This window comes from Nesterenkonia flava (genome assembly GCF_031432335.1).
Classification (GTDB): Bacteria; Actinomycetota; Actinomycetes; order Actinomycetales; family Micrococcaceae; genus Nesterenkonia; species Nesterenkonia flava.
This window is the reverse complement of record NZ_JAVKGT010000003.1, coordinates 1-18,675: the sequence shown is the minus strand read 5'-3', so window position 1 is coordinate 18,675 and position 18,675 is coordinate 1. Positions and strand designations below refer to the sequence as shown.

At 66.2% G+C, this 18,675-nt stretch carries 13 protein-coding genes and 1 tRNA gene; 8 read left to right on the top strand and 6 right to left on the bottom strand.

Annotated elements, in window-relative coordinates; all coding sequences use genetic code 11:
* Window positions 1-112 precede the first annotated feature (112 nt).
* A complete protein-coding gene (locus RH857_RS01625) occupies window positions 113-1,915 on the bottom strand; it encodes a phosphotransferase (RefSeq protein ID WP_310536234.1) in 1,803 nt (600 codons plus the stop codon).
* 151 nt (window positions 1,916-2,066) lie between these two features.
* Here RH857_RS01625 and RH857_RS01620 point away from each other — a divergent pair, with 151 nt between their 5' ends.
* Window positions 2,067-4,175 carry an ATP-dependent DNA helicase UvrD2 gene (locus tag RH857_RS01620; protein ID WP_310536233.1) on the top strand — a complete coding sequence of 703 codons (2,109 nt, stop codon included), beginning with the start codon at window positions 2,067-2,069 and terminating at the stop codon, window positions 4,173-4,175.
* A gap of 25 nt (window positions 4,176-4,200) precedes the next feature.
* Here RH857_RS01620 and RH857_RS01615 read toward each other — a convergent pair whose 3' ends face one another.
* Entirely contained in the window at window positions 4,201-4,740 is a 540-nt protein-coding gene (locus RH857_RS01615) for a M48 metallopeptidase family protein (RefSeq protein ID WP_310536232.1), read from the bottom strand.
* Window positions 4,741-4,838: 98 nt separating this feature from the next.
* Between RH857_RS01615 and RH857_RS01610 the strand changes: the two genes are divergently transcribed.
* The 5 genes from RH857_RS01610 (at window position 4,839) to RH857_RS01590 (ending at window position 11,764) form a co-directional block, all read left to right on the top strand.
* Entirely contained in the window at window positions 4,839-5,618 is a 780-nt protein-coding gene (locus RH857_RS01610; RefSeq protein ID WP_310536231.1) for a hypothetical protein, read from the top strand.
* A 161-nt stretch (window positions 5,619-5,779) separates the two neighbouring features.
* A complete protein-coding gene (locus tag RH857_RS01605) occupies window positions 5,780-7,339 on the top strand; it encodes a zinc-dependent metalloprotease (RefSeq protein ID WP_310536230.1) in 1,560 nt (519 codons plus the stop codon).
* Window positions 7,336-8,400: a YlbL family protein gene (locus RH857_RS01600; RefSeq protein ID WP_310536229.1), complete on the top strand. Its 1,065-nt coding sequence runs from the start codon at window positions 7,336-7,338 to the stop codon at window positions 8,398-8,400. Before RH857_RS01605 ends, RH857_RS01600 begins: the two co-directional genes overlap by 4 nt.
* 47 nt (window positions 8,401-8,447) lie before the next feature.
* The gene (locus RH857_RS01595; protein ID WP_310536228.1) at window positions 8,448-11,558 is read left to right on the top strand and encodes a UPF0182 family membrane protein; all 3,111 of its coding nucleotides are present in this window, start codon (window positions 8,448-8,450) and stop codon (window positions 11,556-11,558) included.
* A gap of 132 nt (window positions 11,559-11,690) precedes the next feature.
* Window positions 11,691-11,764 (top strand) — tRNA-Met (locus tag RH857_RS01590).
* Between the two features lie 72 nt (window positions 11,765-11,836).
* Here the strand turns inward: RH857_RS01590 and RH857_RS01585 are convergent.
* Window positions 11,837-12,793, bottom strand: coding sequence for a LysR family transcriptional regulator (locus tag RH857_RS01585; RefSeq protein ID WP_310536227.1), 957 nt, complete (start codon window positions 12,791-12,793; stop codon window positions 11,837-11,839).
* Window positions 12,794-12,964: 171 nt separating this feature from the next.
* Here RH857_RS01585 and RH857_RS01580 point away from each other — a divergent pair, with 171 nt between their 5' ends.
* Entirely contained in the window at window positions 12,965-13,627 is a 663-nt protein-coding gene (locus RH857_RS01580) for a hypothetical protein (protein ID WP_310536226.1), read from the top strand.
* 10 nt (window positions 13,628-13,637) lie between these two features.
* On the opposite strand, the gene RH857_RS01575 is transcribed toward RH857_RS01580, so the two are convergent.
* On the bottom strand, window positions 13,638-15,554 hold the full coding sequence (locus tag RH857_RS01575) for a hypothetical protein (RefSeq protein WP_310536225.1): 1,917 nt from the start codon (window positions 15,552-15,554) through the stop codon (window positions 13,638-13,640).
* A gap of 550 nt (window positions 15,555-16,104) precedes the next feature.
* Here RH857_RS01575 and RH857_RS01570 point away from each other — a divergent pair.
* Window positions 16,105-17,718 (top strand): outer membrane protein assembly factor BamB family protein, encoded by a 1,614-nt coding sequence (locus RH857_RS01570; protein WP_310536224.1) that lies wholly within the window; start codon window positions 16,105-16,107, stop codon window positions 17,716-17,718.
* Between the two features lie 79 nt (window positions 17,719-17,797).
* Here the strand turns inward: RH857_RS01570 and RH857_RS01565 are convergent, their stop codons facing one another.
* A complete protein-coding gene (locus RH857_RS01565; RefSeq protein WP_310536223.1) occupies window positions 17,798-17,956 on the bottom strand; it encodes a hypothetical protein in 159 nt (52 codons plus the stop codon).
* A gap of 451 nt (window positions 17,957-18,407) precedes the next feature.
* On the bottom strand, window positions 18,408-18,675 hold a 268-nt coding region (locus RH857_RS01560), incomplete at its 5' end, for a transposase (protein ID WP_310536222.1).

The window sequence follows — 18,675 nt, the reverse complement described above, 5'->3', positions numbered from 1 at the left end:
CCCAACCCTTCTGTCTATACCGTCATTCCCGGACCGGGAGCGTGATGATGCTTACGTGCAAATGCCTGTGGTGGGAACAGTCGAGGGGGCGCCGCAGGGTGACCGTCAGCGGTTAGGCGCCGGGCGGGCGCAGACCGGGATGACGAGAGTAGATGGACTCCCTGGTGGAGGAGCCTGCTGAGCTGGTGTCTTCTGCGCCGGTAGACTTGGGGCGTTCGGCCTCGACGGACTTCTGAGCGGGCTCAGCGGCCTTCTTCGGGGAGGCTGCCACCGGCCTCGGAGTAGTCTGAGGCTTCGGCGCAGGAGAACTCAGGTCTTCAGCCGAGGCCGCCGACGGCGCCGAGGCGGCGGAACCCACGGACGCGGCTGAGCGTGCTGATGACGCCGAGCGCGCCGATTCAGCGGACTGGGCCGACTCAGCGGACCGTGCCGAGGAGGCGGACTTGGCGGGGAAGAAGTTCTTCCGTTTGGCGCGCTTCTCGCTGACCGAATCGGGCTGGATCGGCAGGGACCCCGTGGTCGGGTGCGGTTCCACGGCCACAGGGGTGAAAGACGAGGTCGGCGTCTGATCCTCGTCAATGTCCGCTGCAGTGGGTGCACCGCCGAAGGGATTGCGGATGTCGGAGGCCTGCTCGTCCTCGTCCTCGACGTAAGCCGGGATCTGGTCCGTCGGCGGATCATCATCCATGTCTTCACGCCCCGGCGCCGGCTGGGCCGGCACGGAGCTCTGCGCACGGGTGATCTGGCCGGTGGTGTTCTGACCCTGGGCGGAAGGAGTGCGCAGCGGAGTGATCGTGCCCGTGGCGTCGTCGTCCGCGTCCTCCTCTGCTGCGGAGGCGTCGGTGATGACGGCCGGCTCACCGTCGTCCTCGGGATTCCAGGTGCCGTAGCCGGCCACGGTGGCGTGCGCGCCGGGCCGAGCCACGGGCTTGGAGTCCTGGGTTTCGGCCGGGGCTTTGACCTCTTCACCCTCCTCAGGGGTGACAGAGATCTCCTGGCCGCCGAAGGTCTCGATATCGGTCTTCAGCTGAGCCAGAAGGGCTTTGGCCTCTTCGACCATCTGTGGGTTTTCTTCGGTCTTCCCGCGTACCAGCCACTGGGCCAGAGCAAACTCGGCGGCCAGCGCGGCGCGGCGCATGAGGTGCTCGTCCACCTCGCCGGTGCGGTGCTCGGTGTAGGCCGCCATGACCGCAGTGGCGAACTGCGGCAGGGGAGAGGCCGTGAGCCAGGCCAGGTCCTCGGCAGGATCGCCGATGTGCAGGTCGGTCCAGCCGGTGGTGGCGACCACGCGGTCGCCGCTGATGAGCAGGTTGTCCTCGTGCAGGTCCCCGTGGACCACAACCGGGGTGAACTTCCACAGAGCCTTGTCCTCCATGGCGTGCTCCCAGCGGCGCAGCAGCATCGAGGGCACCAGGCCAGTGGCGGCAGCGGCATCGAGCTCGTTCAGGCGACGCTGCCGCAGGCGCTCGGCCGAGTAGCGGGGCAGGTCCGCGTGGTCCACCACGGAGGCATCCAGGTCATGAATGGCAGCGATGGTCCGTCCGATGTCATCGATGACCGCGGGCGGCTGGGTGATGAGCTCGTTCAGCGGCAGGGACGCACCGGGAAGATGGTTGTAGACGAAAGTGCGCATCTCCCCACGGCGCACGGCTCCAGCCACTGAGGGCAGGCGGAAGGGAAGCTCCGCCCGCACTGCAGAGGTGAAGCCGCGCAGCACCTGAAGTTCAGTCTCCAGACGCATGGCCGATTCGGGATGCTGAGGGGCGCGAACCCGCCAGCGATTGCCTTCGGAGTCCTCGACCACGGCGGAGACGAAGTCGCGCCGGTCATCGGCCGCAGCAGCTACGCCCGTCGGCGTCAGCCCGGGCACCGCAGCGGTCGCCAGCGCCGCCAGCTCAGTAGGAGTCCATCGCACGGGGACCAGCCTAGGGTTCCGCAGGCCTCTGGCCTCGGTGAAACGCGGGGGAGCCGGGAGATTGGACCGTTCCACCCGGTCGGTGCACGGCCTGGCGTGAGGTGTGGAGAAGCCGCCGGAGGTGTCAGCAGCACCCGATACCGTAGAGGATATGAGTTCCAGCCCCGAAGAGATCCTCGCCGGTCTTGACGACGAGCAGCGAGAAGCGGCCAGCACCCTCAGCGGGCCGCTATGCATCCTGGCAGGTGCAGGAACCGGCAAGACCCGGGCCATCACGCACCGCATTGCCTATGGGGTCCAATCAGGGGTCTATGACCCTCACCGGCTGCTGGCTGTGACCTTCACCGCACGTGCTGCGGCGGAGATGAGGTCGAGGCTGACCTCCCTGGGGGCTCCCGGGGTGCAGGCCAGGACCTTCCACGCCGCGGCATTGCGCCAGCTGCAGTATTTCTGGCCGGTCGCCATCGGGGGGACCATCCCGCAGATCCTGGACCACAAAGTCCGGATCCTGGCGGAAGCAGCCAAACGTCTGCGGCTGAGCACGGACCGGGCTTCCCTGCGTGATGCTGCCTCCCAGATCGAATGGTCCAAGGTCACCAACCTCACTCCTGAGGGGTATCTGGAGACGCCGGATAAGCCCGAGCTCACCGACCTGGACCATCAGAGCTTCGCCCGGCTCTACCAGGCGTATGAGGACCTGAAGCATGACCGGCACCTCATCGACTTCGAGGATGTTCTCCTACTGACCGCCGGCATCCTGGAGGACGACGAGCGAGTGGCCGCCCAGGTGCGCCAGCAGTACCGCCACTTCGTGGTGGATGAGTACCAGGACGTCTCACCCTTGCAGCAGCGTCTGCTGGAGTTGTGGCTGGGTGGGCGTGAGGAGCTGTGCGTGGTCGGCGATGCCGCGCAGACCATCTACTCCTTCACCGGGGCTAAACCCGACTACTTGTTGAACTTCCGGGCCCGCCACCCTCAGGCGAAGGTGGTCAAGCTCATCCGGGACTACCGTTCCACCCCAGAGGTGGTCTCGCTGGCCAATGTGCTGCTGGGTGACCGTACCCGGGAGCAGGCCAGGCTGAAGAACCCTCCGGTATGGCCGGAGCCGCTTGAGCTGATCTCGCAGCGGGAGCACGGTCCCGCCCCGGAGCTGACCCAGCACAACGACGACGACGCCGAGGCAGGGTGGATTGCCACACGCATCGCAGAGCTCGCTCAGGAGGGGGTGCCGCTGAGCGAGATGGCGGTGCTCTACCGGACCAATGGGCAGTCCCAGACTTTCGAGCAGGCCCTCAGCCAGGCCGGGATCTCCTATCAGCTCCGTGGCTCCGAACGCTTCTTCTCCCGGGCAGAGGTGCGCGAGGCGATGGCCGCGCTGCGCACCTCCTCGCTGGTGGATGATGATGAGAGTGTGGGCGAAGGGGTGCGGGCCGTGCTCTCCTCCCACGGCTGGTCGGCCCAGGCTCCCACCACCACGGGCGCGGTGCGGGAGCGCTGGGAGTCCCTTGCCGCGCTGGTGGCTCTGGCGGATCAGCTGGCCGCTGAGCGCGAGGGGTTCACCCTGCGGGACTTTGTGGCCGAGCTGCAGGAGCGTTCGGCTGCTCAGCATGCGCCCACCGTGGAGGGCGTGACGCTGGCGTCGCTCCACTCGGCGAAGGGCCTGGAGTGGGACGCCGTCTTCCTGGCCGGACTGTGCGAGGGCCTGATGCCCATCAGCTTCGCTCAGGATCAGCGCGCCATCGATGAGGAACGGCGTCTGCTGTATGTCGGTATTACCCGTGCCCGGAAGTACCTGTCTCTTTCCTCAGCCGTGGCCCGCCATGCGGGAGGCCGCGGCAAGCGCACTCCCTCGCGTTTCCTCAAGCCGCTGAGACGTCAGCTTGGCCTGGAAGAGCCCACTCGGAAGATCCTGGCCTCCTCTGGACGCCCCAGCCCTAATGCCCGCAAGCGAACGGCGGTCTGCGCGACCTGCGGTGAAGTGCTCACCTCCGGGGCGGAGATCAAGAGGCGGCGGTGTGCCGAATGCCCTGCCCGATACGACGAGGCTCTGTTTGAGGCGCTGCGCCAGTGGCGGCTGGAGTACTCCAAGGAGCTGGAGGTCCCGGCGTTCGTGATCTTCACGGACGCGACCCTGGAGGCCATCGCTGAGCTCAAACCCACCAGCGACGACGAGTTGCTGGGCATCCCCGGCATCGGTGAGCGCAAACTCGAGAAGCACGGGGAGCGGCTCAAGGCCGCGCTCGCTGAGAACCTCAGCTGATCACCGCTGGGTGAGGGCCCGCCTCTCAGCTCCCGTGCTGTTCGGCCCAGCTGACGCCCGCTAGGAATGCATCGGCCTCGGACGTGCGGGGATACCGTGCGACAAGCTTCTTAAACGCTGCTCCGTGCCCCGGTTCAATCAGATGCGCGAGCTCGTGAACCAGCACCGCGTCCACCACCCACTGAGGCATGGTCCTCAGCCGCGCAGAGAGACGAATCTGGCCGGTGGTTGACGTCGTCGACCCCCAGCGGCGCTGCTGCTGAGCGGACCAGGACACCGAGGTGGGCTGTGGCACGGCGTCCAGATACTCAGCGGAGAGCTCCCGCGCCCGCTGGGCAAGGGCCTCGTCGCTGCGGCCGGAAGAGGCTGAGCGGCGGTTGAGCTTCTGCTGGAACGCCCGGGCGTGCTTCTCCACCTCGGCGCCGGAAAGTCGCATCGGCACCCTCAGTCGGAGCTGGCCGGCCACCTGATCTGCGGTGATGGTGCGCGAGCGGCGCGCCGAGCGAATCACCAGCACCTCGGCGCCGTCTACCGTCATCGTCGTCTGACGCTCCTGCCCAGCCATGGATCTAGCGTAGCCCCACGGGGTCACGTCACCACCGTTCCCGCAGGCCCTGTGGAAAACCTCAGCGGAGATTCCGCCACCGCCGCAGAATGGACCTCATGAATGGCGCAGCCAGCACAGGCTCACCCGGCGTACCCGGGATGAGCGCGCCCCAGGACGCCACGCGTTTCCGGCGAGGCCTCGCGGCCCTCCGGATTGACGGCCTGGGTCCCGTCGGACTCACCGTGGCCCGCCTGCTGCTGGGGCTGGGTCCGGGCACCGTGGTGCTATGCGACGATGCCCCCGTGGGCACAGGCGACCTGGACTGGGGGTATCTGCGCACTCAGAGGGGACGGGAGCGGTCTGCCGCCGCGGTGGCGCTGCTCAGCGCGCCGGAGCGCCAGAGGGATCGGCCGGGACGCGGTAGGGGCCTGCCGGGGAGGCAGGCTGCGGAGCCGGTCCTCATCGAAGCCCCGGAGGGTGCGCGGACCCCCGGGGTGGACGTCCGGCTGGTCACCCCGGACGCCCCGTGGCCGGAGTCTCATGAGCTTGACGACGCTGGTGCTCTTCTGCCGCTGGCGCTGCACGGCCCAGGCCTGCCGGAGGTGCTGGTGATTGGCCCCCTGCTGACCCGGCACCCCGGTCCCTGCGCGGACTGCCTGGACCTGCACGGTGTTCCCCGTCCGGTCCTTCGCTCGACCCTGGAGATGCCCCCGCATCTGGTGCACCTCGTTGCTGCCGTGACGGTGCACCAGGTTCAGGTGCTGCTGGATGGTCGCTATGCCGCAGCCTGTGAGCAGTTTCAGGTCATCGTTGATCTGGGCACCGGGGCCGCGAGCACTATGCCGATCAGTTCTCATCCTGAGTGCGCCTGCCTCACCCACCTGCCCGCGGCATAAGACCGGAGCGGGCCCGGCCGGGGATGCGCTGTGCTACGGGCGAACTGCGCCGCGGCGGGACAGACAACGCCCAGCTGACGGCGATACTCTGAAGTCTCCGATCTCACATCACTATCGGTGAACGCACTGGCGGTAGACGCCAGGAGCTTAGGAGCAGCGCAATGAGCCAGAACTCGGACGATTCCCGCAGCGGCGAGAACCGCGAAGGACCTGACGAGGAGTTCCTGCGGAAACTGTTCGGCGAGGCCTTCGGGCAGGACGAGCAGAAGGACGCGGAGGACTCCGGCGACAAGCCTGAGGACCAGAAGAAGGACTCAGGGCCCTCGATCGGGTTCACCGGCACGCCGCGCCCCGGCGGCTCAGACTCCGGTCAGCAGTCCGGGGGCTTCCCCGGCTTCCCGCCCGGCTTTGACCCCTCCCAGATGCTCGGCGGCCTCGGCGCCGACCCGGGCATGATGCAGCAGATCATGGGGCAGGTCCAGGCGATGTTCTCCGCCATGCAGAACGACGACGACGCCTCCGCGGTCAACTGGGACGTGACCATGTCTTCGGCGCTCGCCGCCGTTCAGGAAGACGACCCCGCCGTCACCCCGGCAGATCAGCACCGGATCGACTCTGCGCTGCGCCTGGCGGAGATGTGGCTGAACGAGGCCACCACCTTCGAGTCCCTCGGTCAGATCGGCCAGGGCTACACACGCCGCAAGTGGATTGAGCAGACCTTCGAGGCCTGGCAGTCCCTCACCGAACCGGTCGGGGAGTCCGTGGCACGCGCCATGGGTGCGGTGATCCGCGAGCAGCTCGAGGACGGCGAGGGTGCGGGCATCCCGGAGGAGCTCAAGGGGATGCTGCCTCCGCAGGCCATGGGTCAGATGTTCACCATGATGGAGCGCATGGCAGGCGTCGGCTTCGGCGCCCAGATCGGTCAGGCTATTGGTGAGCTCGCCCGTGAGGTGCATTCCTCCTCTGACATCGGGCTTCCCCTGGCCGGTGACACTCTGGCGCTGCTGCCGGCCAACATCGAGGCCTTCAGCAAAGACCTCCAGGTGGAGGACGAGGAGATTCTCCTCTTCCTCGCCCTGCGCGAGGCCGCGCGCATCCGCCTCTTCGTCCACGCTCCCTGGCTGCGCGATGACCTGTTCAACGCGGTGGCCCAGTACGCCGCAGACGTGCACGTGAACATGGATCGCATCGAAGAGGCCGCACGCCAGATCGACCCGCAGAACCCCGAGTCCATGGAGATGATCTTCGGCGAGGGACTCTTCTCGGATCCCACCCCCATGCAGCAGGCAGCGCTGCGCCGCATCGAGACCACCCTGGCACTGGTGGAGGGATGGGTCGACGACGTCGTCTCCCAGGCCGCCTCACATCTTCCTTCGCTGGAGAAACTGCGCGAGACCATGAACCGCCGCCGCGCCTCCGGCGGACCTGCCGAGCACACCTTCGCCACTCTCGTGGGACTTGAGCTTCGTCCCCGGCGCCTTCGCGACGCCGCTGCCCTGTGGGCCCACCTGCGCGGGGAGCGGGGAATCGAAGGTCGTGACGAGGTCTGGGCCCACCCTGATGTCCAGCCCGAGGAGCAGGACCTGGACGACCCCCAGGGGTTCTTTGACCGCCGGGCCGAGCGCGAGGCGCAGGCCTCCAAGATGGACGAGGAGCTGAAGAAGCTGCTCGACGGCGACTATGGCAGCACCGATGACGGCGGCACGGAGCAGACTCCGTGACCCTGCGGCGCACCGCCCAGCTGGTCACCGGTACCGGTGCCCTGCTGGGCGGCCTCGCGGTGCTGGTCCTTCCCAGCCCCTACGTCATTGAATCTCCCGGACCCCTGGTGAACACCATCGGCGAGGTCCAGGAGTGGCCGGTGATCTCAGTGGACGGGGCGGAGACCTATGAGACGGAGGGGTCACTGAGCCTCACCACCGTCTACGTCAGCGGAGCACCGACCTCCACGGTACGGGTGCCCACGGCCGTCTACGCCTGGGTCTCGCCCACCTCCGACATGCTGCCGCATGAGCTGGTCCACCCTTCAGGAACCACCGATGAGGACATCAGGCAGCGCAACACTCAGGCCATGGCGGCCTCCTACGAGCTGGCACTGGCTGCCGCGCTGGACTACCTCGGCACTGACTACACGCTGAAGCTCTCCGTACTTGAGTTCACTGACCAGGCCCGCGAGGCCGGCACCGACGAGATCCTTGCCCACGGAGACCAGATCCTCAGTGCCCAGGGTGAGGAAATCACCGGCATTGAGGGCCTGCGCAACGCAGTGAACGAGGCGGCAGGCCAACCGTTAGAATTGACGGTGGCCCGCGGTGAGGACCAGATCCAGCTCGAGGTTCCCACCTACCAGGAGGCGGACGGCGAGTACTACGTGGGACTCATGCTGGCCAGTGAGTTCGATTTCCCCGTCGAACTCGACATCCGTGTTGGCGAGGTGGGCGGTCCTTCGGCCGGTCTCATGTTCGCCCTGGGGATCATCGACACCCTCACCGAGGAGTCGTTGACCGGGGGAGAGGACTTCGCTGGAACGGGCACCGTCGATCCTGACGGCACGGTCGGCGCCATTGGTGGCATCGCGCAGAAGGTGGTCGGGGCTCGGGAACGTGGGGTCGAGCATTTTTTGGCCCCCCGTGACAACTGTGATGAGCTGACCGGACGTACTCCGGACGGGCTGACGGTCTACGGCGTCGAAGACGTCGCCGAGGCCGTGCGCATCGTCGAGGCTGTCCGGGACAATGATGAGGACTTCCTCGCAGGGCTCGAGCCCTGCGGCACTGCCTAAGAAGGCAGCCGGCAGAAGACAATACAGGCGAAAGACGAGGACACCAGGTGAGATTCTCTCCGGGATTCGGCTCCACGAACCCCTTCGGCGGAGGTGGCGGAGGCCTCTTCGGCTCCGGGAACAATGACGACGACGGCGGCAGCCGGGGATTCGGAGGGCCCGGCGGGTCAGGTCCTCGTGGTCCTGAGGCACGCGGCGAGTCCGGTCCGCGTCGTCCCTCTGCCCTGCTGATCACCATTGTCATCATCGCCGCCATCCTGGTCGCGTTCGTGGCGCTGGCCGGCTTCTACGCGGATGTCATGTGGTACAACCAGCTCGGATACTCCGAGGTGTTCTGGACCGAGCGTCTTACCCGCGCGGGAATCTTCGCCGCAGCCTTCCTCGTCATGGGCCTGCTGGTGTGGCTGAGCCTCTTCATTGCCTTCCGGACCCGTCCCCGCAGCGTGGAGGACCAGCTCAACGACTCGGTCGCCCGCTACCAGAAGACCTTGACCTCCATGCGCCGACTGCTGATGTTCGGTCTGCCGGTCCTCATGGGCGTTTTCGCCGGCACTGCCGCCCAGGCCAACTGGGAGGGCGTGCTGCTGTTCTTCAACCAGGAGCCCTTCGGCGAGACCGATCCCGAGTTTGGCCTGGACTTCGCCTTCTACGTCTTCACCCTGCCGTTCCTGGGCTTCCTGATCGGCTTTTTGATCTCCGCGGTGCTCGTGGCCGGCATCGCCGGTCTGCTCTGCCATTACCTCTTCGGCTCCATCCGCATGGAGTCCTCGGGTAAGTTTGTGGTGGAAAAGGCCGCTCGCTGGCACTTGGCCATCACCGCACTGCTGTTCCTGCTGCTGCAGGGCGGCAATTGGTGGCTGGATCGCTTCCGCACCCTGCAGGACCAGAGCGGCAACTGGGCTGGTGCCATGTACACCGACGTCAACGCGGTGATCCCGGCTCAGACCATTCTGGCGGTCGCCGCCGTCGTCGTCGGCCTGGTGTTCCTGGTCACGGCGATCACCGCTCGCTGGCGCTTCTCCATCATTGGTGCCGCCATGCTGGTGGTCACTGCCGTCATCGGCGGCGGCATCTATCCGTTCCTGGTGCAGGAGTACCAGGTGGTCCCCTCCGAGCGGACCCTGGAGACTCCCTACATTGAGCGCAACATGGAGCTGACCCGCTACGCCTACGGGCTGGACGGCATCGAGCAGCAGGACTACAACGCTGAGACAGTCGCCCAGGAGGGCGCACTGGCCAACGACGCCGCCAACACGGAGAACATTCGTCTGCTGGACCCGAACCTGGTCTCCGCGGCGTTCGGTCAGTTCCAGCAGTTCCGCCAGTACTACTGGTTCCCCGAGACGCTGAGCTTCGACCGCTACGACATCGACGGCGACCGCCATGACACCGTGATCGCTGCCCGCGAGGTCAACGTGCCCCAGGACGCCTCATGGGTCAACCAACACCTGGTCTACACCCACGGCTACGGACTGGTCGCCGCCAACGCGAACACCGTCACGCCTGAGGGCCGGCCCAGCTTCACTCTGCATGGGATCCCCTCCCGCGGCGAACTGGGCACCGATGAGGACTACCAGCCGCGCATCTACTTCGGTGAGAACTCCCCGCAGTACTCGATCGTCGGCGCCCCCGAGGGTGAGCCGCCCATGGAGCTGGACCGCCCAGCGGCCCAGGACTCCCAGGAGGAGACCCAGTACACCTTCACCGGCGACGGCGGCCCCTCCGTGGGCAACACGTTCAACCGGCTCGTCTACGCACTGCAGTTCCAGTCCCCGGAGATCTTCCTCTCCGGTGACATCACCAGTGAGTCCCAGATCCTCTACGACCGCCACCCGCGTGAGCGTGTCCAGAAGGTTGCACCCTTCCTGGAGGTCGATCAGAACATCTACCCGGCGATCATCGATGGCCGTGTGAAGTGGATCGTGGAGGGCTATACCACCTCCAACGAGTTCCCCTACTCCACCCAGCAGCAGCTGGAGTCCGCCACCACCGACGCCCTGACTCAGGGCGGACCGGTGCTCGCGGGACAGGTCAACTACATCCGGAACTCGGTCAAGGCCACCGTGGACGCCTACGACGGATCGGTGACCCTCTACGCCTGGGACGACGAGGATCCGATCCTCAAGGCCTGGCAGAACGTGTTCCCCAACTCCCTGCACTCTTACGAGGACATGAGCGCCGAGCTGCTGGAGCACGTGCGCTACCCCGAGGACATGTTCCGGGTGCAGCGGCAGCTGCTGGCTCAGTACCACGTGACCGATCCGGGCACCTTCTACGAGGGCAACGACGCGTGGTCGGTGCCGGAGGATCCCACGGTTGCCGACCAGGACGTGGCACAGCCGCCGTACTACATGACCCTGCAGATGCCCGGCCAGGAAGAGCCCAGCTTCTCCCTGACCTCGACGTTCATCCCGGCGGTGACCGCCGGAGGACAGCAGCGCAACGTCATCTATGGCTATCTTGCCGCCAGTGGCGACGCGGGCACGGGCGAGGACGGCGTCAAGCACGAGGACTATGGACAGCTGCGTCTGCTTGAACTCCCACGTGACACCGCAATCCCAGGCCCGGGACAGACCCAGGCGAACTTCGATTCGAACAACCTGGTCTCCCAGCAGCTGAACCTGCTGCGTCAGGGCGCCTCGGAAGTCATTAACGGCAACATGATCACGCTGCCAGCCGGTGATGGCATCCTCTACGTGCAGCCCGTCTACGTTCAGTCGACCGGCACTGCGGCTGCCTACCCGGCGCTGCGCCACGTGCTCGTGGCCTTCGGCGAGGAGGTCGGCTTCGGCGATACCCTCGGTGAGGCCCTGGACCAGGTCTTCGGAGGGGACTCCGGCGCCCAGGTTGCCGACGGTGCAGGCGTCGACGCCGACGCCGTCGAGGATGAGATCGAAGCCGGTCCCGATGACGAGGACGGGGTGACCGAAGAGGATCAGGAGGCCACCACCGACGAGGAGGAGGCACCCGCGGAGGACGAGGAGGCTGAGGCTCCGGCAACGGGCGACGGCGACCTCGCCTCGGTTCGCGCTGACATCCTCGAGGCATGGCAGGACTCCCAGCAGGCCTTTGAGGAAGGTGACTGGGCCGCCTACGGCGAGGCTCAGGACCGTCTCTCGCAGGCCATCGCCGAGCTCGAGGCGCTCGAAAACGGCTGATCAGCAAGACCCGAAATGCACTGACCGGGGCTCAGGGCTCGCCCCCGGGTCCCGGTCAGTGCGGGGGACGAGGCGCGAGTTTGCCTCGATTTTGCTAGATGCTAACCGGCATGTAAACTAAACAAGTCCCAACGCGGGGTGGAGCAGTTCGGTAGCTCGCCGGGCTCATAACCCGGAGGTCGCAAGTTCAAATCTTGCCCCCGCAACGAGAATGACAAAGGGCCCCTATCCAGAAATGGATCGGGGCCCTTTGCGTTGTCCTCTCGCATGGTCCGAACCTATGCGCCGAGACCTGCGAGCGTGTGCTGAGTCTCCAGCGCGTCGAGGCCTGTGGCCCGCAGTGTGCTCATCGTCTCCCGGAGAAGCTGCCGTTCCTGAGCACCGCGCCTCAGCACCATCAGGACTGAACGCACCGGTGCAGTGGGGCCGGAAAGCCGGACCCGCACCACGCCCGGATGCGTTGATGCCATCCGGGGAAGCAGTGAAACCCCCAGTCCGCCTGCCACAAGGGTTGACACCGAGGTCCAGTCCTGAGCGTGATGGCCCTCCGCAGGGATGAACCCTGCCCTGGAGCAGTGCTGCAGTATCTCCTGCCGTGAGCCCTGCCCCGGTGACCCCAGGATCCACGCCTGATTCGCGGCCTCGTCCAAGGAGACCTCATCCGTCCGAGAGGCCAGTTCGTGGCCCGGGGGCACGATGAGGTCTACCGGTTCCAGCACCAGAGGCTCCACGCTGAAGCGGGGATGATCCGCCGCGGGAGTGTCCGGTCCTGCAGGCATGATCACCACATCAGCCGTGCGCGAGGTCAGCAGTTGCTGCCCCTGGGCCGGTTCGGTCTCCCGGACCCTCCACGTGCTGTGGTCATGGGCCACCGACCACCGTCGCAGCCCCGGCACCACAATGGCCGACATCGCGAAGACATGCGCGGCGAGGCGTACCTCCCCGGCCTGAGGATCGGTCGCCTCGGCCAGCGCGGCACGGACCCGTTCGGCGGCATGCAGATGCGGGGCCTCTCGCACCAGGGCCCGTGCCGCAGCGGTGAGCTCCACCTGGCGCCCGCGGCGGCGCAGCAGCGGGGTGCCCACCTCCGCGGAGAGACGCTGAATCTGGCGTGAGATCCCTGAGGCGCTGCGCCCCAGCACATCCGCCGCCGCGTTCACTCCGCCGAACTCTGACACAGCCTCCAACAATGGGAGCGCTTCGTCGATCAGGCGAGTGGTTATGGTCCCAGTCAAACATTGCCTCCTGTGCAATGAAAAGGGACACAACACCGCCGTGGACCGAAGGTGTCCACCTGCAGGACAGTAGAGCGCGTGGAAATACTACTTGCGGTCTCCGCCGCGGCGATGTTCGGTGCCGGGCACTAGCTGAGCGGCACTGTCAGCAGGAACTCAGGCCCAGCGACCGTGGCCTACTGGACGCAGTTCGGCGTCGTGGCCGCGGCGGCGGCCCTTCTGCTGGCTCAGCCGTTGCCGGAGCATTGGAGCCTTCCCGCTGCGCTGTGGGGCACCGAGGCGGCTCTGGGAGGCGTCTTCGGCTCCCTCTGCCAGTATGCGGCACTGGCGAGAGCTACCTTTACGCTCGCGGTGGGCTCCTCCACGGTAACCACCACGGTGACCCCTGCGCTGCTGGCCATGGCGTTCCTCGGCGAGCATGTCACCCTCATGCGGATCGTGCTGGTGCTGCTGGCCGTGCTGACGGTATGGCTGCTGGTCTCTCAACGGCGCCGCCGTGGAGTCGCCGTGGTGACCTCCCCGCTTCCGGTGATCACCACACAGGATACTGACGACGACGAATCGCCTGCCCTCGGCTCACCGACTGCCTCCCAGCCGCCCCGGCGTGGCGCCGGTCTCCTCGCCCTGGCCGCCGGCCTGGGCTACGCCGTGGAGCTGGTGGGCATCGCCCAGATTCCCGGGGAGGACTTCAACCAGGGGCTGCTTGCCTGGGGTGTGGTTTCCTTCGCGGTCATGCTAGGTCTGATGGTCCTGCGAGGGCGGCGAAATCTGGTGCCGACTAGCTTGCGCAGCGCTCGTGGTAGCTCTCGGCGCCTACGCCACTACCTTCACTGAGTGAGCGGGCTCAGTCGCTCAGCTCATGGGGGAACTGGACCGTAATGGGGTCGCTGCTGAGGGAGACGCCTTCACGCCCGGAGCCGCTCCACGGGGCGAAGGTCGACTCTAGATCGAGAGTGATCTCCAGTTCGTCCACGTCCATCGGCACCTCCACCGCCACGTAGAAGTACCCCATGGGCCACCCCCACTCTCCACCGGCCTGTGACACATAGGTCGCGCTGTAGGTCTGACCGTCCTGGTCGGTCACGTTGACCTGCCAACTCCCGGAGAGGAATTCGAACGCGGACTGGTCACCGGTCAGTTCCAGGTCAACGTGCGCCACCGCCCAGACCGTGCCCTCGGAGGCCCAGCCCTGAGGGTCATTGGTGAGGTTCTCGTAATAGGTCAGCTCCACGTCGTTGAGCGTGGCATCGGCCGAGATCGTCGCTGAGCTGGAACCCACAGAGATGTTTTGGGAGCTCACGCTGAAGTCGGTGCCCAGGTCGAGGAACATATCGGAGGAATCACGATAGAAGCCGGCCGCGGGAAGGCTCGGCACCCGCTCACCCGTTGACAGCGTGATCTGCTGCTCGACCCCGTGGGCATCGATGACGATGACGTCGTCGTCGGCGGCGGAGACCAGGAACCGTCCGCTGCCTGCATCGTTGTAGGAGAGAGAGGTCAGTTCATGGGTCTCTCCCGCGGCGGAGACGAATGCGCTTCCGGAGGGCGGTTCCTCCTCCCGGGAGCCGGGCTCGAAGCTCCACTCCACTACTCGGAAGGCCTCACCATCTGCCGGAGTCTGTTCCTGTCCCTCCACCAGAATTTGCTCGGCGGTGGCGAAGTTCTCCACGGTGAAGGTTCCCAGGGGCGTGACCACTTCGGCGGAGTCCGAGGTCTCCTCGGCAAGGCCCACCAAGTCAGCATCGGAGACTGCGTCGAGGAAAAGCCCTGATTCGGCCTGAACGGCGTCGGGCTCCTCGTCCTCGGAAGCGTCCTCCTCATCCTCCGAAGTCTGCCCCTCGTCCTCGGGCTCCTCCTCTGCGGCGGCACTGGAGGCCTGGAAAGGATTGGCGACGCGAGTGTCCTCGTTCCAGAGGAACCACCACCCTCCGAAGGCGAGGCCTCCTAGCAGAATCAGCACGAGCAGCCAGGTGGCGACAAGGCCGAGCGTTGAGCGCTTCTTCTTGCTCTCTGGCGCTTCGGAGCCCGGATAGCCCTGGGAGCCGCCGTAGTGACCTGCAGCGAATCCGTGACCGGCATAGGGGGCGCTGGTGGCCGAGGGAGCGGAGCCGTAGTGCTGCGTCTGGCCCTGGGCGTAGCCGGCGTACTGCTGGGGCTCGGTCTGGATTGCCCCGTACTGCGCCTCGGGCGGAGTTCCTGCGTCCCGAGTGCCTGTGTGGTCAGCGGCGCCGCCGGGTGTCGCCGCACCGCTCAGCGACGTCGGCTCGGTGGGGGAGTGCTGGGCTTCGGTAGGTGTCACGGCCGAGAGAGGTGGGATCGCCGTAGTGGCATGGTCGGCTGATGTGCCGTGTCCCTGCTGGACGGGGGATTCTTCGGAAACGGCGAGGCCATCGGCGTCGGTCGGTGAGGCAGACTCAGCGGAGAGAGCAGACGTCTGGGACTCACCCTGCCGCGCCTCGCCGGGACCGGAGGTCTCGGGTGCGGAGAGTGCCTGAGTGGACTCGTCAGGGGCTGCGGCCGGCGCCGTTGCCGTGGCGTGCCAGCGGCCCTGCGGATCACGGAAACCGCCGTACCAGGTGCCGTCCTCACCGAAGTAGCCGGCGTGCCACTGCCCCTGCGGGTCGTAGAATCCCGGCTGCCACTGCCCGGCCTCATCGTAGAAACCGCCGTGCCATGTTCCGGAATCGTCGAAGAACCCCGGCTGCCATTGGCCATTGCCGTCATATGTTCCGTGCGGCTGGCCGGAATTGTCCGAACTCATGGCGTCCCCTCAATTGCCCATGCAGTGATGAATAATCCCAGGCTAGCTGATGGTCTCAATGCGAGTTGTTCCGGCCAACAGGTGTGGTCATTTATGTCATGAACACGGGGGACCTCCGTCCTCTATTACTCTAGATTCCGGAGCGCACCAGCACATTGAGGGGGAAGCATTGAGTCCGAATTCTGGTCCGGAAGAGCACCACGAAAAATCCACCCCGTCGCCGGGGCCCACACCCCCTCCTCCACCGCCACCCGCCCGGCAGCCTGGGACTCCGCCGCTGCCGCCGCGGCCTCCGCACCCCGGACCGCTGGGATCCCAACAGGCGCCGTCCCCTTCTCAGCCCCAGCAGCCCCACTCTGACGGCCCGCCGCCGCAGTCTGCTGCTCCCGGTGCCGGTCAGCCGCCTCACGGGGGAGGCGTCCCGCCCAGCGGACCGCCGTTCTACGGCCAGTTCCCGCCAGGCCGGCCGCCCGGACCCGGCCCGGGACCGGGCCACTTCCCGCCATCCGGCGGCAGGCCCTCCGCGGCGGCCGTTCTGAAGAGGCCCCGGGTGCTGCTGGGAGCCGGTGCCGTCGTCGTCGTGGTGGCGTTGGTGGTGACGGCAGCAGTGGTGGTGCCCCGCATGCTTGGCGGTTCGTCCTCGGAGAACGCCTTTGCCATTGCAGACCTCAGCGAAGATATGGAGCGGGACTGGGAGTTCGACTTTGCCCTCGGAGACTCCGGCTACGAATACGCCGCCCCCTCGGTGTGGAGCGTGGGTGAGGACGAAGCCGTGGTGATGACGCGGCTGGAGTCCCTGGGCGGGCTTGCCGGGGAGGTGGACTCCAGCTGGTACGCGGGAATCGAGGCAGACTACCAGGCGGGATGGGACGCCTACGACGAATGGCAGGCCACGGATCCAGGGTTCAGCTCGCCAGGTTCCGAATGGTGGGCAGAGAATCAGGAGGGGCTCACTGACTCCTACGGCTACAACCAGGGTTGGAGCGACAATCAGTACGGGTCCTTTGGAGACAACCTCCCTGAGGAGCCGGACCTGCCCTCATCCCAGCCCACGCTGACCAAGCTCAACCTGCGCAACGGCGAAGCCCAGTGGGAGATCAACCTGGAGGACGCTCTGGAGGGTTTCCACGCCCCGACGCACGGGCTCTACGGCGGCATGGCGGGCTTTGTCACCGGGGAACAGAACGCTGTCATCCTGCGATGGGGCGGTGACGACGTCGACGAGAACAACAACCGCACCTATCACCTGGCAGCGGTGAGCACCGACAGCGGGGAGGTCCTGTCCCAGGCGGCAGTGGATTTCTATCCCGAGCTCTATGCCTACTCCGAGGGCGTGGTGCTCATGCGTCAGAGCAGCTACCCCGGGGAGAGTGAACCTGATTCCCGGTCCGTGGCGGAGTACCGGAATGCCGCAAGCCTGGACGAGGCGGCGTGGGTCTCTGAGCTTGAGCTGGAGGGCTTCGGCGACGGCGTCATTCTGACCGACGGTCCCGACGGTGACATTCTGCGGCTCACCGGATGGTCCGGGAACTCCGGCTCTGATGCAGAGAACTACTACATCAGCCTGGAGGACGGTGCTGAGCTCGAGGAGTTTGCCAGATTGGGCCAGCGGTGGATCGTCACCGTTGACGGTGAGTACGTCGAAGTCTCCAGCCGCGGCGACGGGATTGAGCTGCTGGGAGTCGACGCTGCCCTGGATGAGACGTGGGACGACGTCGTGGAGGCGCGCTCCTACACGGTTGTCCATGACGCGCTATACATTGCCGATGGCAGCGGAGATCGGCGTGACGTCATGCGCATCAACCCGGCCACGGGTGACGAGATGTGGGATCGTACGGCCCGCGAGTCCTTCAGCTACATCCACGAGGCTTCGGACGGTGACTACGTCTACCTGATTGGCGATGACGCGCTGACCGTGCTGGACGCCGCTGACGGCGCAGAAGTCTTCTCTCTCGGCCGTCTGGAGGGCACCCCGCGGGTCCACCCCGGTGACAGTCGTCTCTATACCGTCAGCGACCGGGAGATCACCGCGTACGAGTGGAACGGTGAGCGCGACTGGCGCTGGCGGTATGGGGGCTCCGAGGAGGGGGAGACGGTGATCCGCGCTGGCCAGCACCTTCTGCTGGTAGACGCTGAGCGCCAGACCCTCTACGGCCTCGACTGACCGAGACACCAGGGGAGCTGCGCGAGCGCCTATCAGATGCACATGGGTGGGCCGAGTTCGATCTCTTCATCGTCCAAGGTCACATAGCCGACGCCGCAGATTTTGGCCTCGACGTTGGGTTTTCCAGCAGCATGGGCGAGTAGACCGACTGCACATCGAAGGCCTCCCGCTCCTGGGCGCATTCAGACTCGGGACCCTCGTTTTGCGGATAGATCAGGAAGCGCACCGAATTGCCCATGGACTGCTCATCCCAGCGGGTGGGTGCTCCTCGGGGTCACGGGTTGTCATGGGCCGGGATCTTTCCGTTGTGCGAGCGATTGTCTGTGATTCATGGCTTATCTTGCCAAGCGTCCGTGCCAGCAATGTTCCGAAGCGCGTTCCGTGGTCGGAATTTCATTCCGAAGTGTCCTTCCGGGTTCAGGAAATCGATCAGGAATCCAACTGATCTGCGCTTTCAATGAGACTGGTCCTCGTAGCTCTCAGTTGTTTGACCGCTGTGCACCTACGCAGCGCGTGAGCGTGACGCCAAGTTTCCCCGTGCAATGTCCGCCGGGCAGGCCCGGCGAGAGTGTGAATTCCGGACACCGGAACACCACGGAACTTGGTCGCCCGCTATGACGCGGAGACTGAAGAGCTGCTCACCAGCTGGCCCGGAGCTCTCGTGAGCCTGGACCACGGGCATAACTGGCTCATCGCAGATGAGGGTGTAGCAAGGGTCTGAATCCTCCGGTGTCGAGCAGGGCTCGGGTGATGTAGTTGGTGAGGTTCCGGAATCCCAGTGCGGTGCCGCGGAGGTGTTCGAGCCGGCCGTTTATCGCCTCGGTTGGACCGTTGGATGTGCCCGGCCTGTCGAAGTAGGCCAGGATGTCAGCAGCTCGTCGGTTCAGAGTCCGGCCCAGCTTCTTTAACTCGACCAGCTTCACGGGAATCCCGCGACGCAGGGAGCGGATGACCTCG